The organism is Actinotalea subterranea (assembly GCF_008364845.1).
Taxonomy (GTDB): Bacteria; Actinomycetota; Actinomycetes; order Actinomycetales; family Cellulomonadaceae; genus Actinotalea; species Actinotalea subterranea.
Genome location: NZ_VTTP01000002.1, coordinates 457,045 through 478,324 on the forward strand (window position 1 = coordinate 457,045; position 21,280 = coordinate 478,324).

The window sequence follows — 21,280 nt, forward strand, 5'->3', positions numbered from 1 at the left end:
GCGCTGGCTCAGGAAGGGAACTGGCCTCGCGTGACCTGCGGGCGGGGCAGGCGCGAGCGGCGAATCTGGTAGGCCCGGAGCACGCCGTACATGAGCACCCCGCGGGGCACCGTGCCGAACTTCGCAGTCACGCCCTTCTTGATCCTGCGGGCGAGGAGGAACCCGTCGACGACCGTGACGAGCACCACCGTGTAGAGGATCCCGATGACGACCAGGCCGGCCTGGAGGTTGCCCTGCGTCAGGAACGTCGCGAGGACCAGGGCGATCGAGATCGGCAGGAAGTACTCGCCGAGGTTCCGCCGCGCGTCGACGAGGTCGCGAACCCAGCGCCGGACCGGCCCCTTGTCGCGTGCGGGCAGGTAGCGCTCGTCGCCCGTCTGCATCGCCTGGAACTCGCGGTCGCGGGCCTCTTTGGCGGCCGCGCGCTGGGAGCGGGCCGCGACCTTGCGGTCGGCCGGGACGAGGGGGCGCTTGCGTGCAGCCTCGGCCTCGCTGCGCTTGGGCGTCGGCCGGCCCTTGCCACCGGGGTGCGTCGAGCCCTGCGGCGGGGCAGCAGGGGTGCCCGACGTGGGCTCGGACGTCGACCGGTTGCGGGAGAACACGTGCTCAGGGTAGTCGAGCGCACGAGTAGGTTGGACTGCCGTGAGCGACCTCCACGAGAACCTGACCAGCGACCCCACCGACGCAGACGTGGTGACGCGTCTGCGCGACCGCGTGTCCGCGGCCTTCCCGGGCCTGCGCGCCGACCTGGAGGCGCTCGTGCGCATCCCCAGCGTGTCGAGCCCCGCGTACGACCAGGCGCACGTCGCTGCGAGCGCCGACGCGGTGGCCGCGCTGCTGCGGGGCGCGGGCATGCCCGACGTCCAGGTGCTCACGGTGTCCAGGCCCGACGGCGTCGTCGGCCGGCCCGCCGTCGTCGCCCGCAGGCCCGCGCCGCAGGGTGCGCCGACGGTCCTGCTCTACGCGCACCACGACGTCCAGCCCCCGGGGGCCGACGCGACCTGGAGCACCCCGCCCTTCGAGCCCACCGAGCGCGACGGTCGCCTGTACGGGCGCGGCGCGGCCGACGACAAGGCGGGCGTCGTGGCGCACGTCGGCGCCCTGCGTGTGCTGGGTGACGAGCTCGGCGTCGGCGTCACCGTGTTCGTCGAGGGCGAGGAGGAGATCGGGTCCCCGACCTTCGTCGACTTCCTGACCCGGTACCGGGACCTGCTGGCCGCGGACGTCATCGTCGTCGCCGACTCCTCGAACTGGCGGGTCGGCGTGCCGGCCCTCACCACGAGCCTGCGGGGTCTCGTCGACTGCGAGGTCGAGGTGGCCGTGCTCGACCACGCGGTGCACTCGGGCATGTTCGGCGGCCCCATCCTCGACGCCCCGACGCTGCTCGCACGCCTGATCGCCACGCTGCACGACGACGCGGGGGACGTCGCGGTCGCCGGGCTCGTGACGGTCGACGAGCCGGCCGTCGACTACGACGAGGCCGACCTCAGGGCTGACGCCTCCGTCCTGCCCGGTGTCCGGCTCGCGGGGACCGGGACCCTCACGGGACGCCTGTGGACCAAGCCCGCCCTGTCGGTGATCGGGTTCGACGCCACGTCCGTCGAGCACTCGTCCAACACGATCGCGCCGTCGGCCCGCGCGAAGCTCTCCCTGCGCATCCCGCCCGGGCAGGACCCGGCGGAGGCCGCGCTCGCCCTGCGCGCGCACCTCGAGGGGAACGCGCCCTTCGGTGCGCGCGTGACCGTGACGGACGGCGAGCTCGGCAAGCCGTTCCAGGCGCCGGTCGACTCGGCTGCGATGCGGACCGCCCGCCGCGCGTTCGCCGACGCGTGGGGCACGGAGCCGGTGGACATCGGTGTCGGCGGGTCGATCCCGTTCATCGCCGACCTGCTCGACGTGTTCCCCGACGCGGCGATCCTCGTGACCGGCGTCGAGGACCCTGACTCGCGCGCGCACAGCGGCGACGAGTCGGTCCACCTGGCCGAGCTCGAGAAGGTCGTGCTCGCGGAGGCCCTGCTCCTGGCGCGCCTCGGCGGCTAGGTCGGCTCGGCGCTCGACGCTCGACGGGTGGTGCGCGGCGCGCTGCGGTGATGGGCGGTGGTCGGACTCCTCAGTCCGGGTCGCGGTGGGCGACGTCGAGCGCCGCCGCCCACGCGGCGACGTCGGGCGGGAGGTCCGGGCTGGGCTCGCCGTGGCCGAGCAGCGCAGCCACGCGCGGTGCGGCGATGCGGTCGCCCGAGCGGGACAGGAACCGCCCGGCGACGATCGCGCGCGCGACCAGGTGGCCCCCGCGCGTGAACACCTGCTCGAGGTACACGACGCGCTCGTCCCAGCCGAGCACCCGGCTCGCGATCTCGAACCTCTCGCCGAGGCGCAGGGAGCGTCGGTACTTGACGGTCGAGGCGGCGACCACGGGGTACCACCGCTCGGTGCGCAGCGTGGGCAGCGCCCCGAGGTCCGCGAGGAGGTTGGTGCGGGCCACGTCCATCATCTGCAGGTAGACGCCGTTGTTGACGTGCAGGTAGAGGTCGAGGTCCGCGGGTGTGACGCGCAGCGCGGTCACGGACACGTCGAGCAGGCCACGGCCCGGCACGGGGCGTCGCGGGAACGTCGCGGCCAGGGCGAGCTGGATCTGGCGGGTCACGCTCGGAGGCTACCCGTGCCCCCGCGGTGACCGCGCGATGCCGGGCACCGGGCTGCCGCGCCCGGTCAGACGGGCGGAGCGGGGTCGTACTGCACGGCGCGCCGCACGTCCCGCGCCGCCTGCGGCGACTCGAGCCGGGCGACGAGGTGCAGTGCCATGTCGATGCCGGCCGAGACGCCGGCGGATGTGACGACGTCGCCGTCGTCGACGAACCGGGCCTCGGTGTCCGCCAGGATGCTCGGGTCCAGGGCGGCGAGCTCGTCGAACGCGCCCCAGTGGGTCGTCGCGGGTCGCCCGGCGAGCAGGCCCGCCGCGGCGTACACGAGCGCACCCGTGCACACGCTCGTCATGAGGGGCACCTGGTGGCGCATGGTGCGCACCCAGGCGAGGTGCTCGGGGTCCTTGGACAGGGTGCGGGTGCCACGCCCTCCGGGGTAGACGAGCACGTGCAGCGGCCCGACGTCGTCGGCCGAGCGGTCGGGGACGACCCGCAGGCCCTTGGCCAGCCGCACGCCCGCGCCGTCCGCGGAGAAGGTCAGGACCTCGGGGTGCAGGGCCGAGAGCGCCGCCCAGGCGGTGAGGATCTCCCACGGACCGACGACGTCGAGCTCCTCCGCGTCGTCGAACACGTACACGCCCAGACGCAGGGGGCTTGCGGTGGCCATGGGTGAACCGTCCTCTCGGGACCCGGCTCCGTCAGAGACCGGGCAGGGCCAGCATCTGGTCGAGCGCGACGCGCGCCCAGTGGGCGTCGTCGGCGTCGACGACGATGCGGTTGGGCACGCGACCGTCGAGCAGCGACTCGAGGGTCCACACCAGGTGGGGCAGGTCGATCCGGTTCATCGTCGAGCAGAAGCAGACCGTCGAGTCGAGGTAGTGCACGGACAGCTCCGGGTGCGTCGCCGCGAGCCGCCGCACGAGGTTGAGCTCGGTGCCGATCGCCCACGACGAGCCCGGCTCCGCGGCGTCGAGCGCACGGATGATGAACTCCGTCGAGCCGACGAGGTCCGCCGCCGTCACGACCTCGTGCCTGCACTCGGGATGGACGAGCACGTTGACGCCCGGCACGGCCGCACGCACGTCGGCGACGTTCTGGGCGGAGAACCGGCCGTGGACCGAGCAGTGGCCGCGCCACAGGATCATGCGGGCGTCGGCGAGCTGCGCCGCGCTCAGGCCGCCGCCGGGCTTGCGCGGGTCGTAGACGACGCAGTCGTCGAGGCTCAGGCCGAGCTGCTGCACCGCGGTGTTGCGGCCCAGGTGCTGGTCCGGCATGAAGAGCACCTTGCCGTCGCCGTCGGCGCCCCCGACACGGTCGAACGCCCACCGGAGCGCGACCTGCGCGTTCGACGACGTGCACACGGTGCCGCCGTGCCGGCCTGTGAACGCCTTGATCGCCGCTGTCGAGTTCATGTACGTCACGGGGACGGTGCGGTCCGCGACCCCGGCGTCCGTCAGCACGTCCCACGCCTCCTCGACCTGGCCGATGGCGGCCATGTCCGCCATGGAGCAGCCGGCGGCGAGGTCGGGCAGGACGACGGCCTGGGCGTCGGACGTCAGGATGTCCGCCGACTCGGCCATGAAGTGCACGCCGCAGAAGACGACGAACTCCGCGTCAGGCCGGGCGGCGGCCTCGCGCGCGAGCTTGAACGAGTCGCCCGTCACGTCCGCGAACGCGATGACCTCGTCGCGCTGGTAGTGGTGCCCGAGGACGAAGACCCGGTCGCCGAGCGCCTCGCGTGCGGCGCGGGCCCGGGCGACGAGGTCCGGGTCGCTCGCCGCGGGCAGGGCGCCGACGCACTCGACGCCGCGCTCCGACTGCAGGTCCGAGCCCTGGCCCAGCAGGAGCAGAGCCCCGGAGGGCGCCGGCTCGCTGAACGTCGGCATGGCGGGGGTCGCGGTGCTCACAGGCCAGATCTTCCCACAGCGGCCCGACGAGAGACCTGCGGCAGGATGGCCCGGTGCGCATCCTCGTGGCCCCCGACTGCTTCACCGGAACGCTGAGCGCTGGGCAGGCCGCGCAGGCGCTCGCGGACGGGTGGCGGACCGGTGCACCGCACGACGACGTCCGGGTGCTCCCGCTCGCCGACGGCGGGCCCGGGTTCGTCGACGCCGTCCACGCGGGGCTCGGCGGGGATCTGGTCCCGGTCACGGTCACGGGGCCGCTGGGGGAGCCGGTCCCCGCCGTCATGCTCGTGGTGCATGGCTCCGCGGGCCCGGTCGTCTACCTCGAGGCCGCCCAGGCGCTGGGGCTGCACCTCGTCCCGCCCGAGCGGAGGGACCCGACGCGCACCTCCTCGGTCGGTCTCGGCGAGCTCCTGCGTGCCGCGCTCACGGTGACGCCGCACCGGGTGGTCGTGGGGCTGGGGGGCTCGGCGACCAACGACGGCGGGGCGGGCATGCTCGCCGGCCTGGGGCTGGACCCCGTCCTCGCGCGCGGGGGCGGGGCTCTCGCGTCCGCGCGCCCCGCTGACCTCGCCGGGCTCCCGGAGCTGCGGGCCGAGCTCGCCGGCGTCGACCTCGTGGCGGCGTGCGACGTCGACGTGCCGCTGCTCGGGCTGCACGGCGCGAGCGCGGGCTTCGCCGCCCAGAAGGGCGCCGACCCGCAGCAGGCGCAGGACCTGGAGCGGGCCCTCGGGCAGCTCGCGCACGTGGCCGGCGAGGTCCTCGCGGCGCAGGTGCCGGCGCGGCCCTCGCTCCTCGCCGGTGCGCCGGCGGGCGGAGCACGGGTCGACGTCCGTGAGCTCGCCCAGCTGCCCGGGGCGGGCGCGGCCGGCGGGACGGGGTTCGGGCTCGCGCTCCTGGGCGGGCGCGTGCTCTCGGGCGCGCAGGTCGTGGCGGACGCCGTCGGCCTGGCCGACGCCGTCGCGGCGGCCGAGCTCGTGGTGACCGGGGAGGGGACGCTGGACTGGCAGTCGCTGCACGGGAAGGTCGTGGCGGCGGTCGCCCGGCAGGGCATGGCGCTGGGGGTTCCGGTCGTCGCGATCGCAGGCCAGGCGTTCCTGGGCCGGCGTGAGTGGGCCGCGGCCGGCCTCGCGGGCGTGTACGCCGTCGCCGAGCGACCGGACGAGGTCGAGGCGGCGCTCGCGGACCCGGGCGGGACCCTGGCCGCACGCGCCGCGCGCGTGGCGCGGACGTGGTCCCGGTGACGACGTACCCTGGACGGGAACACCGGCCTGCCGCACGCTGTTGTCATCCGAGACAGCGCACTGCATGCCCCCGGATCCCTGCGGAGACACCATGAGCGAGACCACCCAGACCGCGACGCACGGCGTCGAGCTGACCGACGTCGCGGCCGGCAAGGTCCGTGCCCTGCTGGAGCAGGAGGGCCGCGACGACCTGCGCCTGCGCGTCGCCGTCCAGCCCGGCGGCTGCTCGGGCCTCATCTACCAGCTCTACTTCGACGAGCGGGTCCTCGACGGCGACGCGATCCGTGACTACGACGGCGTCGAGGTCGTCGTGGACCGTATGAGCGTCCCGTACCTCGAGGGCGCGACCATCGACTTCGCGGACACGATCGAGAAGCAGGGCTTCACGATCGACAACCCCAACGCGGGCTCCTCCTGCGCATGCGGCGGCTCGTTCGCCTGAGCCCACCGGCGCCGCGGCGCCGCAGCACCGACCCGTCACGAGGCCGGCACCCGAGAGGGGGCCGGCCTCGTGCGTACCCGGACGACGCGGGCGCATGGGGTGCGGTCAGCCCGCGGTCCGGACCGTGGTCGCGAAGGCGTCGGGCCCGTCAGGTCCGGGTGCGGCGTCGGGCGGGGCGAGCGGCGCGGTGGCCCGGACCTCGTGACCGCGCATGCGTGCCCACGCCGGGATGTCGTGCCGCGCGGCGGGATCGGTCCAGATCACGGTGATGTCCGTGCCCGGCGCGGCGTCCCGAGCGGCAGCCGCGAGCCTGATGACCGGCAGTGGGCAGCGCAGGCCCCGCGCGTCCACGACCACGCTCACAGGCCCACCGCGCCCGCCATGCGCCGCACGCTCGCCACGACGTCGGGCAGCTCGTCGCAGAACCGCTCGACGTCGGCCTCCAGCACGTCCCGCGGGAGCGCGAGGCGCACGTTGCCGTGCGTGAGGGCGCCCATGGCGGCCAGGACGTGGCTCGGCTCGAGCGTGCGGGACGTGCACGCGGAGCCGGAGCCGACGGCGAAGCCGCGCCGGTCGAGCTCGGTGACGAGCGCCTCCCCGTCGACGTACAGGCACGAGAAGGTCAGCACGTGGGGGAGGCGGTCGCCCGGGTCGCCCACGACGTCGACGTCGGGCACCTCACGCGCGACCCGCTCCCGCAGCCGCGCGACGAGCGCGCTCTGACGTGGCGCCGTCGCCTGACGGTCCGCGAGCACCGCGCGCAGGGCCGCGGCCGCACCGAACGCCGCCGGGACGCTCACGCCCCCCGGGAACCACGGGTCCTCGTCCTCGGGCCACGGCGCGCTCGCCCGGACGCGGCTGCGGACGGCGAGCACACCGACGCCGGCGGGCCCGCCCCAGTCCCGCGGGTCCGCGGCGAGGGCGTCCCACGCCGAGGGGACGGGGTGGTGGCCGACGCTCGCCCCGGCGTCGACGAGCAGGGGCACGCCTGCCGCGGCGGCGGCCTCGTGCGCGGCGTCGAGGGGCTGGACCGTGCCCACCTCGCCGTTGGCGTGCTGGAGGGCGGCGAGCGCGACACCGGGGACGCCGACGGCCGCGCTCCAGGCACCCAGGTCGACGCGTCCGACGCGGTCCACGGGCACGACGACGGGTGCCGCGTGCGTGTCGGTCACGTGCGCCGCGACCGCGTGCAGCGCCGCCCGCTCGACGGCGGACAGCACCACGCCCGCCCCGGCGCGTCGGCGCCCGCGGTGCAGCGCGACCACGGCGGTGTGCAGCGCGGCCGTGTGGCTCGGCGCGAGGTGCACCTCCTCGGTGCGGCAGCCGAGGGCCGAGGCGAGGGCCTCACGGGCGCCGTCCAGCAGGAGCCGGGCACGGCGGCCCTCGGTGTGCAGGCGACGGGGGTCGGCCCAGCCCTCCGCGAGGGCCGCGTCGTACGCCTCGCGCGCCGCCGGGTGCAGGGGCGCGCCGGACCCGGCGTCGAGGAAGACGCGGTGGGTGGGGTTCACGGCCTCACGCTAGCCGCCGCCGCGGGTCAGGCGGTTCCGGGTAGGTCGGCGCGGGGCGGCGCGGGACCAACGACCCACGGCCGATCAGCGCTCGGAACGGGCTGCGGAGCAGCGCGCGCACGGTAGGCTGCCCCACGTCGAGGACGAAAGTCCCGGGTGCGGCGGCTCTGGCGGCCGGGTGACCGGGACGCCGGACAGAGAGGCTCACGTGGACGTGCAACACACCCGCCGACGCGGCGTGGCGAGGGCTTCGGCGCTCGCGCTGCTCACGGCCGTGGCACTGAGCGGGTGCTCCGCCGAGGCGCGCCGCGGCTGGCTGCCGGGGTACGACGACGGCGAGCAGGTCACCAACATGACCGAGCGCATCACGAGCCTGTGGACCGGCTCGTGGATCGCGGCCCTCATCGTCGGCGTGATCACGTGGGGCCTGATCCTCTGGTCGGTCACGGTGTACCGCAAGCGCAAGGACGACGACACCCTGCCGGTGCAGCTGCGCTACCACGTGCCGCTCGAGGTCATGTACGTCATCCTGCCGATCCTCATGATCGGGGTCCTGTACTTCTACACCGAGCGCGACATGTCGGCGATCCAGGACACCAGCGCCGAGCCCGACGTCACGGTGCAGGTCATCGGCAAGCAGTGGAGCTGGGACTTCAACTACGTCGACGACGACGTGTACTCCTCGGGTCAGCACGTGCAGGCCCCGGGCGAGCCCGGCAACCCCGAGAACCTGCCGACCCTGTACCTGCCCGTCGACGAGCGCGTGGAGTTCCACCTCGACGCGCGCGACGTCATCCACTCGTTCTGGGTGCCGGCGTTCCTCTACAAGCAGGACATGATCCCCGGCCGGACCAACACGTTCCAGGTCGTGCCGACGCGCGAGGGCGTCTACACGGGCAAGTGCGCCGAGCTCTGCGGCGAGTTCCACTCGGGGATGCTCTTCCAGGTCGCCGTCGTCTCCCGCGAGGAGTACGACGCCCAGATGGAGGCCCTGCGTGACGCCGGGCAGACGGGCCAGCTCGGCTCGGACCTGGACCGCATGCAGAACCGCGGCGACGACAACGCGATCCCGACCGGAGAAGGCTGATGACTGCGCACGTCGAGTCCGTCCACGCCGTCGTGCCGCGGCGCCGCACGCGCGGCAGCGCGGTCGTGCGCTGGATCACGTCGACCGACCACAAGACGATCGGGTACATGTACCTGATCACGTCGTTCATCTTCTTCGGCATCGCCGGGCTGATGGCGCTCGTGATCCGTGCCGAGCTGTTCGAGCCGGGCATCCAGTTCGTGCAGAGCCTCGAGCAGTACAACCAGCTCTTCACGATGCACGGCACGATCATGCTGCTGCTGTTCGCGACGCCGCTCTTCGCCGGTTTCGCCAACGTGATCATGCCCCTGCAGATCGGGGCGCCCGACGTCGCTTTCCCGCGGCTCAACATGCTCGCGTACTGGTTCTACCTCTTCGGCGGGCTCATCGCGGTCGGCGGCTTCTTCACGCCCCAGGGCGCGGCGTCCTTCGGCTGGTTCGCGTACGCGCCGCTGTCGAGCAGCTCGTACTCGCCCGGGCTCGGCGGCGACCTGTGGGTCTTCGGGCTGGCGCTCGGTGGCTTCGGCACCATCCTCGGCGCCGTCAACTTCATCACCACGATCCTGACGATGCGCGCGCCCGGCATGACGATGTTCCGGATGCCGATCTTCACGTGGAACACGCTGATCACGAGCCTCCTGGTGCTCATGGCGTTCCCACCGCTGGCCGCCGCGCTCTTCGCGCTCGGTGCGGACCGCCGCCTCGGCGCGCAGGTGTTCAACCCCGAGAACGGGGGAGCGATCCTGTGGCAGCACCTCTTCTGGTTCTTCGGGCACCCCGAGGTCTACATCATCGCGCTGCCGTTCTTCGGCATCGTCTCCGAGATCCTGCCGGTCTTCAGCCGCAAGCCGATCTTCGGGTACAAGGGCCTCGTGTACGCGACGATCGCGATCGCGGCCCTCTCGGTGACGGTCTGGGCCCACCACATGTACGCGACGGGCGCCGTGCTGCTCCCGTTCTTCGCGCTCATGACGATGCTCATCGCGGTGCCGACAGGCGTGAAGTTCTTCAACTGGATCGGCACGATGTGGCGAGGGAAGCTGACCTTCGAGACGCCGATGCTCTGGACCATCGGCTTCATGGTTACGTTCCTCTTCGGCGGCCTGACGGGCGTGATCCTTGCCTCGCCCCCGCTCGACTTCCACGTGACCGACACCTACTTCGTCGTCGCGCACTTCCACTACGTCGTGTTCGGAACAGTGGTGTTCGCGATGTTCGCGGGCTTCTACTTCTGGTGGCCCAAGTTCACGGGCCGCATGCTCGACGAGCGCCTGGGCAAGATCCACTTCTGGATGCTCTTCTTCGGCTTCCACGCGACGTTCCTCATCCAGCACTGGCTCGGCGTCATCGGCATGCCGCGGCGCTACCCGGACTACATGCCCGAGGACGGGTTCACCTGGATGAACCAGGTGTCCACGGTCGGTTCGGTGCTCCTCGCCGCCTCGACGTTGCCGTTCCTGTGGAACGTGTACGTGAGCCGCCGGTCGCCGCTGGTGACCGTCGACGACCCGTGGGGCTACGGGGCCTCGCTCGAGTGGGCGACGTCCTGCCCGCCGCCGCGGCACAACTTCACGTCGCTGCCGCGCATCCGCTCCGAGCGTCCCGCCTTCGACCTGCACCACCCCGAGGTGGCGGCGATGGACCATGTCGAGCCGGACGCCGACGGGGTGCTCGACTGGGAGGGCGACCGCCGCGGGCAGGTGTCCTCCGCGCAGGAGCGTCTCGCGCGAGGTGACGCCGAGCCCGAGCAGTCCTCCGCGACGGTCGTCGACGACCGGCCGAGGCCGGCGGCCGACGGCGCAGACGTGGACACCGACCCGGACACGAAGGGCGGTGAGCCGCGATGAAGTTCGAGAGCAGGCTGTTCATCTGGCTCACACCGTTCTTCCTCCTCGTGACAGGGGTCTACGGCTGGTGGAGCGGCTGGGAGGCCGTCGGCACCGGCGCGCTGCTCCTGACCGCGGCGCTCGTCGCGATGATCGGCTTCTACCTGGCGCTGGTCGCGCGGCGGATCGACGCCCGGCCCGAGGACGACCCGTTCGCCGAGGTCGAGCAGGGCGCGGGCGACCAAGGTGTGTACAGCCCCTGGAGCTGGTGGCCGCTCGTGCTCGCCTCGGCGGCCGCGGTCTGCTTCGCCGCCCTCGCGATCGGGTGGTGGCTCTTCTTCATCGGCGCGGCGGTGGGCGTCATCGGCCTCGTCGGCTGGGTCTTCGAGTTCTCCCGCGGGCAGCACGCTCACTGAGCGGTCCGCGACAGGCGTCCTGGGCAGGTACGAAGGCCCGCACCCCAAGGTGCGGGCCTTCGTGCTGTCCGCCCCCGCAGGAGCCGCCGCGGCCGGGGCCGCCGCAGAGCTCGGGCCGGCGGGGCCTCCCGGTCGGCGCGGCCTCGCACGTCGACGGCTTACGGCGCCTGGGACGCGGAAGGGGCGTGAGCGGGCTCGTGGGCCTGCTCACGCCCCTTCTGGGCGTCTCGCCGGCTCAGGCCGGCGCGGACGGGGACTGGGGGACGCCTCGTCGAGGCACCCTCCGCGCCGGGGTCAGGACGGGACGATGAGGCCCGCGGTCTGGGTGCGTGCGCGCGTGAAGCGCTCGGCGGCGTCCGCCCAGCTCACGATGTTCCACCAGGCCTTGATGTAGTCCGCCTTGACGTTGACGTAGTCGAGGTAGAAGGCGTGCTCCCACATGTCCAGGAGGACGATCGGGACGACACCGAGCGGGATGTTGCCCTGCTGGTCGTAGAGCTGGAAGAGCACGAGCTTCTCGCCGAGGGAGTCCCACGCGAGGATGGCCCAGCCGGAGCCCTGGATGCCCGCGGCGGTGGCGGCGAAGTGCTTCTGGAACCCGTCGAACGAGCCGAAGAACTCGTCGATCGCGGCGGCCAGCTCGCCGGTCGGGCGGTCGCCGCCGTCGGGCGACAGGTTCTGCCAGAACGCCGTGTGGTTGACGTGACCGCCGAGGTTGAAGGCGAGGTTCTTCTCGTACAGGTTCACGGCGTCGAACGAGCCGGACTCCCGGGCCTCCGCGAGCTTCTCGAGCGCCGCGTTGGCGCCCGTGACGTACGCCGCGTGGTGCTTGTCGTGGTGCAGCTCCATGATCCGGCCCGAGATGTGGGGCTCCAGGGCTGCGTAGTCGTAGGGAAGGTCGGGAAGGGTGTAGTCAGCCATGAAGGCACCTCCGGTCAGGTCGCGTGAGCGACAGCGGTTGTGACGTACGGGCCGACGGCGCCCACCGCGGGGTGCCGTCGATCATCACTCTGGTCGTTCCGCGGCGATCTGGCTAACCGTGGACGACGTCGATACGGGTGGAGTCGGTGGTCTCGGGCTCGTCGTCCGGGCCGCGGTGGGCGCCGTCGGACCCGATCTGGGCCGGCGCGCTGCCCTCGGTGGGCAGCGAGTCGTGCGCGCCGTGGGAGTGCGCGGCGGCGAGCTCGCGGGGGGTCACGGGCTCGACCCGGTCCTCGTAGAAGAACCGCGAGACGCGCTGGCGCAGGAGGTCCCTGCGGTAGCCCTTGCGGCGCACGCCGCGCTCGTCCTCGGCGGGGAGGATCTCGATGGGCCGTCGGGGCTCGTGCTGCACGCGCAGCCACCGCTCGTAGTCGTCGAGCGGCTTGTGCACCTCGACGTACTCACCGTGCGCGAACCGCACGATGCGACCGGTCTCGTGACCGTGCAGGACGAGCTCGCGGTCCTTGCGCTGCAGCCCGAGGGCGATGCGCTTGGTGGCCCAGAACGCGACGACGGGGGCGACGAAGAGCAGCGCCCGGAACACGTTGGTGATGTCGTTGATCGCGAGGTCGAAGTGGGTTGCGAGCAGGTCGTTGGACCCCGCGAGGATGAGCACGAAGAACGCGGTGAGGATCGCGACGCCGGACGCGGTGCGCACCGGGGCGTTGCGCGGGCGGTCGAGCACGTGGTGCTCCCGCTTGTCGCCCGTCGCGAAGGCCTCGATGAACGGGTAGAGGGCGAGCGCCGTGAACAGCAGCCCCGGCACCACGACGGCGGGGACGAGGACGTTGAGCGAGAGCGTGAACCCGCCGATCACCCACTCCGTGCCCTGGCCCGGCATGAGGCGTAGCGCCCCCTCCAGGAACAGCATGTACCAGTCGGGTTGTGCGCCCGCGGAGACGGGCGACGGGTCGTACGGCCCGTAGTTCCAGACCGGGTTGATGGTCATCGTGGCGCCCATGAGGGCGAGAACGCCGAAGACGACGAAGAAGAAGCCGCCGGCCTTCGCGACGTACACCGGGAAGAGGGGGTAGCCCACGACGTTGCGGTCGGTGCGGCCGGGTCCCGGGTACTGGGTGTGCTTGTGGAGCACGACGAAGAACAGGTGGAGGCCGACGAGCGCGAGGATCAGCGCAGGCACGAGCAGGATGTGCACGGTGAAGAGCCGGGGGATGATGTGCTCGCCCGGGAACTCGCCGCCGAAGATGAAGTACGACAGGTAGCTGCCGATGATCGGGATGGACTTGACGACCCCGTCGGTGATGCGCAGGCCGTTGCCGGACAGCACGTCGTCGGGCAGCGAGTAGCCCGTGAACCCGGCCGCGAGGCCAAGGATCATGAGCACGAACCCGACGAGCCAGTTGACCTCGCGCGGCGTGCGGAACGCACCCGTGAAGAACACACGCATCATGTGCGTGATGATCGACGCCATGAACAGCAGCGCCGCCCAGTGGTGGATCTGCCGCATGAGCAGCCCGCCCGTGACCTCGAAGGACAGGTGCAGGGTGGAGGCGAACGCCTCGGACATCTCCTGGCCGCGCATCGTGGCGAGCGGTCCGTCGTAGGTGACGACACCCATGCTGGGCACGAAGAAGAGGGTCAGGAAGACGCCCGTGATGAGCAGGACGACGAACGAGTAGAGCGCGATCTCGCCGAGCAGGAACGACCAGTGGTCGGGGAAGATCTTGCGGGCGAAGCTCTTGACCGCGAGGCCGATGCCGGTCCGCTGGTCGAGGTAGTCGGCGGTGCCGCCGGCGGCGCGTGCGCCTGTGGTTGCTCGCGGGCTCACTTCAGGCGCTCCCAGTAGCTCGGGCCGATCGGTTCGTGGAAGTCGCTCTGCGCGACGAGGTAGCCCTCGTCGTCGACCGTGATGGGCAGCTGGGGGAGCGCGCGGTTCGCCGGGCCGAAGACGACCTTGGCCCCGTCGGCCATGTCGAAGGTCGACTGGTGGCACGGGCAGAGCAGGTGGTGGGTCTGCTGCTCGTAGAGCGCGACCGGGCAGCCGACGTGCGTGCAGATCTTCGAGTACGCGACGATGCCCTCGTAGGACCAGTCCTTGCGCTCCGGGGCCTCCTTGAGGACCGCCGGGTCGAGCCGGACCATGAGGACGACAGCCTTGGCCTTCTCCTCGATCCAGTGCTCCTCCTCCTCGAGGCCCTCGGGGATGACGTGGAACACGGAGCCGACCGTGACCTCGGAGGCCTTGATGGGCGTCCCGTTGGGGTCGCGGGCGAGCTTGCGGCCCTTGGTCCACACGGTGTGCCGGAACTTCGACACGTTCCAGTCGCCGCCGACCTCGCCGATGAGCGGCACGGCGATGCTGAGCGGGGCGAGGGCGACGGCGGACACGACGGCGCCCTTGAGCACCCCACGGCGGCCGATGCCCGAGTCCTTGGCGCCCTCCTGGAGGACCGCGACGGCCGCCTCCCGGGTCGCCGCGTCGCTGCGCTGCGGGTGGCGCGCCTCGACGCGCTCGTGGTCGGACATCAGGGTCTTCGCCCAGTGGACGGCCGCGATGCCGATGCTGAACATGGCCAGGAAGAGGCCCAGGCCGAGGAGGAGGTTGGACAGCCGCACGCCCTCGACGGTCCCGTCGGCCGGGACGACGAAGTACGCCACGAGGAACCCGACGGTGCCGAGCACGGACAGGCCGAACATCGCGACGACCTGGCGCTCGGAACGCTTGGCCGCGGCCGGGTCCGTGTCGCCCACACGTGCGACGTGCGGGCCGAGGCCCGGGTCCTCGAACCGCTCGGGCAGCGCGTGCTCCCCGTCGTGGACGGTGAGGTCCGCGGAGGTGGGCTCGTTGCTCATGAGGACTTCGCTCCGATCCAGACGCTCAGGCCGATCAGCAGGCCGATGCCGACGACCCACACCCACAGGCCCTCAGCCACGGGGCCGACGGCGCCGAGGTCCGTGCCGCCCGGTGAGCCGGCCTGCTGCTCCTCGAGGAACGCGATGACGTCGCGCTTGTCCTCGGGCGACAGGTTCGCCTCGTTGAACACAGGCATCGACTGGGGGCCCGTGAGCATGGCCTCGTAGACCTGGGTGGGCGTGGAGCCCGAGAGGTCGGGTGCGAACTTGCCCTCGGACAGGGCGCCGCCCTTGCCGATCGCCCCGTGGCACATCGCGCAGTTGGTCCGGAAGACGGCCATGCCGTTCGCGGGGTCGGCGTCGGTCGTGTCGACCTGCTCAGCGGTGGGGATCGCGGGCCCCGGGGCGAGAGAGGCGACGTATGCCGCGAGCTGGCGGGTCTGCTCCTCGTCGAGCTGCGGGGGCTTCGCCATGGCCTGGGGCCCGTTCATCTGCATGGGCATCCGGCCCGTGCTGACCTGGAAGTCGACGGCCGCGGCACCGACACCGATGAGGGACGGCACGCCGTCACGGCCCTCCGCGCTCGGCCCGTGGCACGTCGCGCAGTTCGCCTGGAACAGGGCCTCGCCGGCCTCGATGTCGGACTCGCTGGGTGCGGCGGCGCTGGCGGCGCTCGGGGCCAGGGCCGCGTAGACGGCCCCGGTGAGGAGGAGCGCCAGCGCGAGCAGCACGGCCGGCGCGAACCGGTGGTGCCTGCGGGCGGCGATTGCCTTCACGAAGCGGACCTCTTCTCCTGGGTGCGTCCGCTCCGGTGCGGACGTGCGGTGCGTGCGGTGCGGGTGGTGCTCGTGGTGCGTGGGCGTGCGTCGCTCGGGGTCGCGTGACCGTCCGGCGCCCCCGTCTGGTGCCGGCGGGCCGCGCGCGCGTCCGTCATCGGATCAGGTAGATCGCGCCGAAGAGGGCGATCCAGACGACGTCGACGAAGTGCCAGTAGTAGGACGTCACGATGGCCGTCGTCGCCTCGTGGTGGCCGAACCTCTTCGCGGTGAACGAGCGCCCCAACAGGAAGAGGAAGGCGATGAGGCCGCCGATGACGTGCAGGCCGTGGAAGCCCGTGGTCAGGTAGAACACCGACCCGTACGGGCTCGAGGAGATCGTCAGCCCCTCGTGCACCAGCTCCGCGTACTCGAAGGCCTGGCCGCCGATGAAGATCGAGCCCATGACGTACGTGAGGGTCATCCACTCGTTCATGCCCCAGCGGTTGACCTGCAGCAGGCTGCCGGTGCGCCGCGGCTGGAACCGCTCGGCGGCCCACACTCCCATCTGGCACGTGATGGAGCTGAGCACCAGGACGATGGTGTTGGCGGTCGCGAACGTCAGGTTGAGCTTCGCCGTCTCCTCGGGCCACACCTCCGGGACCGTCGAGCGGATGGTGAAGTACATCGCGAACAGGCCCGCGAAGAACATGAGCTCGCTGGCGAGCCAGACGATCGTGCCGACCGACACCGGATTGGGTCGGTTGACACTCAGGTGCGGGTGCGTGGCGGGGGCAGCCGTGGCGGTGGACACCCGCACATTATGGCCGAAGGACGCGCCGCGTGGGTCCAAAGGCCTAGGCGCGTTGGGTCCAAGGGCCCAGATGTGACCCGATCGGACCGGTTTCCCGCCTCCGAGGCGGTGGTCTCACGGCACGGACGCGCTGCGCGTGCCCGGTGCCCGCACCCGGGCGCGTCCGTGCCAAGATGCTTCTGCGCCGCGTGACACCTGCCGCGGCACGGACAGCCGAGGACTGGTGAGGCGACGATGGCCACGACGGACGAGCACGACGAGTGGGAGGTCGCGGAGGCGCACGACGCCCCCACGACCCTGCGGGTCCTCCTCTACAGCGACCACGTCGAGACGCGCGACGCCGTCATGCTCGCGGTCGGTCGGCGCATCGCCAAGGACCTCCCGCCGGTCGAGTGGCTCCAGGTCGCCACGGCCGCCGCTGCCGAGTCGGCCGTCCGCGAGGGCGGGCTGGACCTCCTCGTGCTCGACGGCGAGGCGGGCAAGACGGGTGGGCTCGGGCTGTGCCGCCAGCTCAAGGACGAGATCTTCCGCTGCCCGCCGGTCCTGGTGCTCATCGCACGGCCCGCCGACGCGTGGCTCGCCTCCTGGTCGGCCGCGGACGAGGTCGTCCAGCGCCCGCTCGACCCGATGGTCCTCCAGCAGGCCGTCGCCGGCCTGCTCCGGCGCGCCTCCGTCGCCTGATGTCGGGTACGGCCACCACGACCTGGCCGGGGATCCTCCGGGCGCTGCTCGCCGGGCGTGACCTGTCGACGCAGGACACCCGCTGGGTCATGCGCCAGGTCATGGCCGGCGAGGCGAGCCCCGTGCAGCTCGCCGGCTTCCTGGTGGCCCTGCGCGCCAAGGGCGAGACGGTCCAGGAGCTCACCGGTCTGACCGAGGAGATGCTCGCGCACGCGCACCGCATCACGGTTCCCGGCCGCAGCGTCGACATCGTCGGCACGGGCGGTGACATGCAGAACACCGTCAACATCTCGACGATGGCGGCGCTCGTCGCCGCCGGCGCCGGTCTGCGCGTCGTCAAGCACGGCGGCCGGGCTGCGTCGTCGTCGAGCGGCACGGCGGACGTGCTCGAGGCGCTCGGGCTCCGGCTCGACCACGCGCCGCAGCGCGTCGCGGAGCTTGCGGGCGAGGTCGGCATCACGTTCTGCTTCGCGCAGGTGTTCCACCCGGCGATGAGGCACGCGGCACCCGCCCGACGCGACCTCGGTGTGCCGACGGCGTTCAACCTGCTCGGTCCGCTCACCAACCCGGCGCAGCCGGCCGCAGCGGCCATCGGCGTCGCGGACGAGAGGATGGCGCCGCTGATGGCCGGGGTCCTCGCGGGCCGCGGCACGTCCGCGCTCGTCTTCCGCGGCCACGGGGGGCTCGACGAGCTGGCCGCGACCGGGCCGGCCCAGGTGTGGTGGGTGCGGGACGGTGCCGTGGCCGAGCACACGCTCGACCCCGTGGGCGAGCTGGGCATGGCCCCCGTGACGATCGAGGAGCTGCGTGGTGGCTCGCCGGCTGAGAACGCCGACGTGGTGCGCCGTCTCCTGGCAGGTGAGCCCGGACCGGTGCGGCAGACGGTGCTGCTCAACGCGGCCGCCGCGATCGTCGCGGACGGCACAGCGCCCGGAGCGGGCGAGGGGACCCTGGCGGAGCGCTGTGCGGCGGGCCTGCGTGTCGCCGCGGCAGCCGTGGACGACGGGCGTGCGGCGGCGGTGCTCGACCGCTGGATAGCGGCGTCCCAGGCCTGACGCCGGGCGTCAGGCCTGGGTTGATGCCGCGCGTCGGACCTTGGCTGATGCCGCGCGTCAGGCCTGGGCTCGACCCTGCGGCCTGAGCCGGGCGGCCGCGGCCGTCAGCCCTCGAGGCCGAGGTCGAAGGCCTGGTCGAGGTCGCGCGAGGAGTACGCGCGGAACGCGATGTACGTCTGGGTGCGGAGCACGCCGTCGACCTTGCTGATGTGGTCGGCGATCACGTCGGCAAGCTGCTCGTGCTCGCGCACGCGCACCATGGCGATGAGGTCGACCTCGCCCGTCACGGAGTAGACCTCGGTCACGCCGGGGACCTCTGCCACCGCCGCCGCGATCTCGGGGATCTGCGCCGGGTCGGTGTCGATGTGGACGATGGCAGTGATCATGGCGGTCCTTCGGTCGGTGCGGGTGTGGCCATCATGCCGCGCTCTCGTGCGCGGTGCCGTCGGCCGGGGCCGAGGCGGCGTCGGACGAGGGATCGGTTCCGTAGGCCGCGGGAGCGGTGCCGTGGGCCGCGGGAGCGGTGCCGTCGGCCGGGGGAGCGGTGCCGTCGGCCGGGGCCCGCGGGGTCGCGGTGAGCGCGTTGAGCGCGTTCACGACGGCGGCCGTCGCGCCGGGCTGGCGGTACGCCTCGGCGCCCCGCACGGGGCACGCCCAGCCCTCGGCGGCTTCCACGAGTCGCACGCCCGGCTGCTCGAGCCAGGCGAGCACGAGGTCCGTCTCCTCCGGGTGCGCGCTCGTCGCGGGCGCGCACGGCGGCTCGACGTGCTCGGCTGTCGCGAGGAGCGAGGCGATCACGGGGCGAGGGTCTGTGCCGGGCGGCGTGGAGGTGGTCGCGCAGAGGCGCCCGTGGCGCACGACGACGAGCTCCCACCCGCCGCCGTCGCGCGGGCGGGCTGCGACGAGCTGGGCGTGCTCGGCCGCGCGTCGTGAGCGCTGGGCGCGGGCGGACGCCCGCAGGAAGGCGGCGAGCTGGTCCCGCCACGCGGCGGCCTCCTCGAACCGCTCCGCGGCCGTCAGGGCCGCGATGCGGCTCGCGTGCGCCTCGAGCACAGGCCCGGGGTCCTCGGTCATCGCGCGCCGCACCTGGTCGACGACGGCCCCGTAGGCGTGGGTGTCCTGCCCGCCGACGCACGGCGCGCCGCACCGCCCCATGCCGGCGAGCGCGCACGGGCTGGCGCCCGGTGCCGCGACCTTGGGCAGCCGTCCGCTGCACTGCCGCAGCGCGAACGCCGCGTGCAGGGCGTCGACCGCCTGCTGCGCGGCCGCCCTGCTCCCGAACGGGCCGATGTGCGCCTCCGTGCTCCCCCCGCTGGCCCCGTCCGGTCGGACCTCCCGCACCACGGACAGCCGGGGGAAGGCCTCCGCGGTCAGGCGCACCCAGGGGAGCCGCTCAGGGAAGCGGGAGCGGCGGTTGTACCGCGGTGAGTGCTCGGCGATGAGACGCAGCTCGCGGACCTGTGCCTCGAGGACGGTGCCGCACACGATGGGCACGACCTCCTCGGCCAGGCCGACCATCTCGTTCATCCGACGCCGGTGCTCGGCCGCCGTGAAGTAGCTCCGCACGCGCGTGCGGATCGAGGTCGCGGTGCCGACGTAGAGGATCTCGCCGCGGGCGTCGCGGAACTGGTAGACGCCGGGCGCGTCCGGCAGGCCGTCGGCCAGGTGACGCTTGCGCCGGCGCGCAGCGGGCACCGGGTCGGCCGCGGTGGCGAGGTCCTCGAGGTGGGTGACGCCCAGGGGGCCGAGCCTGGCTAGGATCGCGTGGAGCACGTCGACGGTCGCGCGCGCGTCGGACAGCGCCCGGTGGTCGGGGGTCACGGTCGCCCGGAAGTAGGCGGCGAGCGTGCCGAGCTTGTGGTTGGGCACCTCGTCCCGCGTCACCGCACGGCGGGCGAGGGCCACCGTGTCGACGACCTGCTGGCCGGGCCATTCGTAGCCGTGGGCGGCGGCCGCTGCCTTGAGGAACCCGATGTCGAACCCCGCGTTGTGCGCGACCAGGACGGCGCCGCGCGCGAACTCGAGGAAGCTGGGCAGCACCTGCTCGATGCGCGGCGCGCCCCGGACCATGGACGTGGTGATGCCCGTGAGCGTCGCGATGAAGGCCGGCACGGGGACTCCGGGGTCGACGAGGGTCTGGAACTCGCCGATCACCTGGCCGCCCCGGACCTTGACCGCGCCGATCTCGGTGATGCCCGACGTCGCGGGCGTCCCCCCGGTCGTCTCGAGGTCGACGACGACGAACGTGACCTGGGAGAGCGGCGTCCCCACGTCGTCGAGCGTGAGCTGGACGCCTGTGCCGCCGGGGCCGGGCAACGGGTGGCGAGGCTGGTCCGGGACCTGGGGGGAGTGCGGCTGCGGCTGCGCGGCACGTGGGGCGGGCTGGCGCGGCACTGGGCGCTCGAGGTGCTGCGGGTGCTGGAGGTGCGGCGGCGGGTCGAGGACCGCACCGCCGGCGGGGCCGGCGTCGAGCATGTCAGCGACGGTAGGCCAGGGCGCCGACACGGGCCGCGCACCCGGGCCGCGTGTCGCGGCGGGGACCGGGGGACGGGGCCGTGTCGGTGGTGGCGCCTAGCGTGCGAGGCATGATCATCGACTGCGGGACCTGCACGGTGCGCGGCGACGCGTGCACCGACTGCGTGGTGACCTTCCTGACGATCCCCGTGCTGAGCTCCGTCCCCGAGGCCAGTGCGCCGCCGGGCGCGTCGCACATCGCGCCGCCGGGCGCGTCGCGGGCGGCGGCCGGTCGGCACCTCACGGAGCAGCCGACCGGTGCGTCCGGTAGCGGTGTCCCCGTGCGGGCCGGCGGCGTCCCCGTGCGCGCCGGCGGTGTGGCCGCGGCCCAGGGGGCGTGGGGCGCGTCCGGCGAGGTGGACCTCGACGAGGCCGAGCGGCGCGCGATCGACGTGCTGGCACGCTCGGGCCTCGTCCCGCCGCTCCGCCTCGAGCGCGCGGTCTGACGACAGCGCGCGTCCGGCGCGTCCGGCAGCCGCGCTGGGGACCGCCGGCAGGGCCCTTCGTGCGACCGGCCGGCGCCGGGGACCCGTGGTCCCGGCACCGGCCGGCCGGACGTGAGCTGGAGGGGCGTGGCACCCCGCCGACGGGCGCCTC

At 73.2% G+C, this 21,280-nt stretch carries 22 protein-coding genes; 9 read left to right on the forward strand and 13 right to left on the reverse strand.

Features of this window, described 5'->3' with window-relative positions; translation table 11 throughout:
• Positions 1-8: 8 nt before the first annotated feature.
• Positions 9-602, reverse strand: a complete 594-nt coding sequence (locus tag FZ988_RS05080) for a DUF3043 domain-containing protein (RefSeq protein ID WP_246169220.1) — start codon at positions 600-602, stop codon at positions 9-11.
• Between the two features lie 40 nt (positions 603-642).
• On the opposite strand from FZ988_RS05080, the gene FZ988_RS05085 reads away from it, so the two are divergent.
• A complete protein-coding gene (locus tag FZ988_RS05085) occupies positions 643-2,040 on the forward strand; it encodes a dipeptidase (protein WP_425457945.1) in 1,398 nt (465 codons plus the stop codon).
• Positions 2,041-2,110: 70 nt separating this feature from the next.
• Here the strand turns inward: FZ988_RS05085 and FZ988_RS05090 are convergent, their stop codons facing one another.
• The 3 genes from FZ988_RS05090 to nadA all read right to left on the reverse strand — a co-directional run bounded on the left by FZ988_RS05090 (position 2,111) and on the right by nadA (position 4,528).
• Positions 2,111-2,644, reverse strand: a complete 534-nt coding sequence (locus FZ988_RS05090; protein ID WP_149202907.1) for an acyl-CoA thioesterase — start codon at positions 2,642-2,644, stop codon at positions 2,111-2,113.
• Between the two features lie 65 nt (positions 2,645-2,709).
• Positions 2,710-3,309 carry a DJ-1/PfpI family protein gene (locus FZ988_RS05095; RefSeq protein ID WP_149202908.1) on the reverse strand — a complete coding sequence of 200 codons (600 nt, stop codon included), beginning with the start codon at positions 3,307-3,309 and terminating at the stop codon, positions 2,710-2,712.
• 31 nt (positions 3,310-3,340) lie between these two features.
• The gene (nadA, locus tag FZ988_RS05100) at positions 3,341-4,528 is read right to left on the reverse strand and encodes a quinolinate synthase NadA (RefSeq protein WP_149203092.1); all 1,188 of its coding nucleotides are present in this window, start codon (positions 4,526-4,528) and stop codon (positions 3,341-3,343) included.
• A gap of 74 nt (positions 4,529-4,602) precedes the next feature.
• On the opposite strand from nadA, the gene FZ988_RS05105 reads away from it, so the two are divergent.
• Together FZ988_RS05105 and erpA are read left to right on the forward strand one after the other, a co-directional pair.
• Positions 4,603-5,790 (forward strand): glycerate kinase family protein, encoded by a 1,188-nt coding sequence (locus FZ988_RS05105; RefSeq protein ID WP_149202909.1) that lies wholly within the window; start codon positions 4,603-4,605, stop codon positions 5,788-5,790.
• Positions 5,791-5,881: 91 nt separating this feature from the next.
• Positions 5,882-6,232: an iron-sulfur cluster insertion protein ErpA gene (gene erpA / locus FZ988_RS05110; RefSeq protein WP_149202910.1), complete on the forward strand. Its 351-nt coding sequence runs from the start codon at positions 5,882-5,884 to the stop codon at positions 6,230-6,232.
• 105 nt (positions 6,233-6,337) lie between these two features.
• Here erpA and FZ988_RS05115 read toward each other — a convergent pair whose 3' ends face one another.
• Both FZ988_RS05115 and FZ988_RS05120 read right to left on the reverse strand, forming a co-directional pair.
• Positions 6,338-6,595, reverse strand: coding sequence for a sulfurtransferase TusA family protein (locus FZ988_RS05115; RefSeq protein WP_425457946.1), 258 nt, complete (start codon positions 6,593-6,595; stop codon positions 6,338-6,340).
• Complete coding sequence (locus FZ988_RS05120) at positions 6,592-7,740, reverse strand: cysteine desulfurase family protein (protein ID WP_149202911.1); 1,149 nt, start codon at positions 7,738-7,740, stop codon at positions 6,592-6,594. The genes FZ988_RS05115 and FZ988_RS05120 overlap by 4 nt, the downstream gene beginning before the upstream one ends.
• A gap of 238 nt (positions 7,741-7,978) precedes the next feature.
• Between FZ988_RS05120 and ctaC the strand changes: the two genes are divergently transcribed.
• From ctaC to FZ988_RS05135, 3 genes are read left to right on the forward strand one after another with little or no spacing between them, the layout of a single operon-like run.
• Complete coding sequence (gene ctaC / locus FZ988_RS05125) at positions 7,979-8,827, forward strand: aa3-type cytochrome oxidase subunit II (protein ID WP_149202912.1); 849 nt, start codon at positions 7,979-7,981, stop codon at positions 8,825-8,827.
• Positions 8,827-10,674, forward strand: coding sequence for an aa3-type cytochrome oxidase subunit I (ctaD, locus tag FZ988_RS05130; RefSeq protein ID WP_149202913.1), 1,848 nt, complete (start codon positions 8,827-8,829; stop codon positions 10,672-10,674). The genes ctaC and ctaD overlap by 1 nt, the downstream gene beginning before the upstream one ends.
• Positions 10,671-11,069, forward strand: a complete 399-nt coding sequence (locus FZ988_RS05135; RefSeq protein WP_149202914.1) for a cytochrome c oxidase subunit 4 — start codon at positions 10,671-10,673, stop codon at positions 11,067-11,069. Before ctaD ends, FZ988_RS05135 begins: the two co-directional genes overlap by 4 nt.
• Before the next feature lie 294 nt (positions 11,070-11,363).
• Here FZ988_RS05135 and FZ988_RS05140 read toward each other — a convergent pair whose 3' ends face one another.
• From FZ988_RS05140 to ctaE, 5 genes are all read right to left on the reverse strand, one after another.
• A complete protein-coding gene (locus FZ988_RS05140; protein WP_149202915.1) occupies positions 11,364-11,990 on the reverse strand; it encodes a superoxide dismutase in 627 nt (208 codons plus the stop codon).
• 112 nt (positions 11,991-12,102) lie between these two features.
• Positions 12,103-13,839, reverse strand: a complete 1,737-nt coding sequence (gene qcrB / locus FZ988_RS05145) for a cytochrome bc1 complex cytochrome b subunit (protein WP_149202916.1) — start codon at positions 13,837-13,839, stop codon at positions 12,103-12,105.
• Positions 13,836-14,864, reverse strand: coding sequence for a cytochrome bc1 complex Rieske iron-sulfur subunit (qcrA, locus tag FZ988_RS05150; protein WP_149202917.1), 1,029 nt, complete (start codon positions 14,862-14,864; stop codon positions 13,836-13,838). Before qcrA ends, qcrB begins: the two co-directional genes overlap by 4 nt.
• Complete coding sequence (gene qcrC / locus FZ988_RS05155) at positions 14,861-15,640, reverse strand: cytochrome bc1 complex diheme cytochrome c subunit (protein WP_149202918.1); 780 nt, start codon at positions 15,638-15,640, stop codon at positions 14,861-14,863. The genes qcrA and qcrC overlap by 4 nt, the downstream gene beginning before the upstream one ends.
• A gap of 154 nt (positions 15,641-15,794) precedes the next feature.
• Complete coding sequence (gene ctaE / locus FZ988_RS05160; protein WP_149202919.1) at positions 15,795-16,433, reverse strand: aa3-type cytochrome oxidase subunit III; 639 nt, start codon at positions 16,431-16,433, stop codon at positions 15,795-15,797.
• A gap of 234 nt (positions 16,434-16,667) precedes the next feature.
• Between ctaE and FZ988_RS05165 the strand changes: the two genes are divergently transcribed.
• Positions 16,668-17,114, forward strand: coding sequence for a hypothetical protein (locus FZ988_RS05165; protein WP_246169223.1), 447 nt, complete (start codon positions 16,668-16,670; stop codon positions 17,112-17,114).
• Entirely contained in the window at positions 17,114-18,169 is a 1,056-nt protein-coding gene (trpD, locus tag FZ988_RS05170) for an anthranilate phosphoribosyltransferase (protein WP_149202920.1), read from the forward strand. Before FZ988_RS05165 ends, trpD begins: the two co-directional genes overlap by 1 nt.
• Positions 18,170-18,273: 104 nt before the next feature.
• Here trpD and FZ988_RS05175 read toward each other — a convergent pair whose 3' ends face one another.
• Both FZ988_RS05175 and FZ988_RS05180 read right to left on the reverse strand, forming a co-directional pair.
• Positions 18,274-18,555 carry an Lrp/AsnC family transcriptional regulator gene (locus FZ988_RS05175; RefSeq protein ID WP_149202921.1) on the reverse strand — a complete coding sequence of 94 codons (282 nt, stop codon included), beginning with the start codon at positions 18,553-18,555 and terminating at the stop codon, positions 18,274-18,276.
• Positions 18,556-18,586: 31 nt separating this feature from the next.
• The gene (locus FZ988_RS05180) at positions 18,587-20,644 is read right to left on the reverse strand and encodes a DEDD exonuclease domain-containing protein (RefSeq protein WP_149202922.1); all 2,058 of its coding nucleotides are present in this window, start codon (positions 20,642-20,644) and stop codon (positions 18,587-18,589) included.
• Between the two features lie 110 nt (positions 20,645-20,754).
• Between FZ988_RS05180 and FZ988_RS05185 the strand changes: the two genes are divergently transcribed.
• Positions 20,755-21,129: a hypothetical protein gene (locus FZ988_RS05185; RefSeq protein WP_149202923.1), complete on the forward strand. Its 375-nt coding sequence runs from the start codon at positions 20,755-20,757 to the stop codon at positions 21,127-21,129.
• The last annotated feature ends 151 nt before the right edge of the window (positions 21,130-21,280 follow it).

Excerpts from the sequence above, each read along its gene's own strand:
- FZ988_RS05095 (WP_149202908.1), bottom strand. The coding sequence starts at position 3,309 with ATGGCCACCGCAAGCCCCCTGCGTCTGGGCGTGTACGTGTTCGACGAC.
- nadA (WP_149203092.1), bottom strand. The coding sequence starts at position 4,528 with ATGCCGACGTTCAGCGAGCCGGCGCCCTCCGGGGCTCTGCTCCTGCTG.
- erpA (WP_149202910.1), top strand. The coding sequence starts at position 5,882 with ATGAGCGAGACCACCCAGACCGCGACGCACGGCGTCGAGCTGACCGAC.
- ctaD (WP_149202913.1), top strand. The coding sequence starts at position 8,827 with ATGACTGCGCACGTCGAGTCCGTCCACGCCGTCGTGCCGCGGCGCCGC.
- FZ988_RS05135 (WP_149202914.1), top strand. The coding sequence starts at position 10,671 with ATGAAGTTCGAGAGCAGGCTGTTCATCTGGCTCACACCGTTCTTCCTC.
- FZ988_RS05140 (WP_149202915.1), bottom strand. The coding sequence starts at position 11,990 with ATGGCTGACTACACCCTTCCCGACCTTCCCTACGACTACGCAGCCCTG.
- qcrA (WP_149202917.1), bottom strand. The coding sequence starts at position 14,864 with ATGAGCAACGAGCCCACCTCCGCGGACCTCACCGTCCACGACGGGGAG.
- FZ988_RS05165 (WP_246169223.1), top strand. The coding sequence starts at position 16,668 with ATGGCCACGACGGACGAGCACGACGAGTGGGAGGTCGCGGAGGCGCAC.
- trpD (WP_149202920.1), top strand. The coding sequence starts at position 17,114 with ATGTCGGGTACGGCCACCACGACCTGGCCGGGGATCCTCCGGGCGCTG.
- FZ988_RS05175 (WP_149202921.1), bottom strand. The coding sequence starts at position 18,555 with ATGATCACTGCCATCGTCCACATCGACACCGACCCGGCGCAGATCCCC.
- FZ988_RS05180 (WP_149202922.1), bottom strand. The coding sequence starts at position 20,644 with ATGCTCGACGCCGGCCCCGCCGGCGGTGCGGTCCTCGACCCGCCGCCG.
- FZ988_RS05185 (WP_149202923.1), top strand. The coding sequence starts at position 20,755 with ATGATCATCGACTGCGGGACCTGCACGGTGCGCGGCGACGCGTGCACC.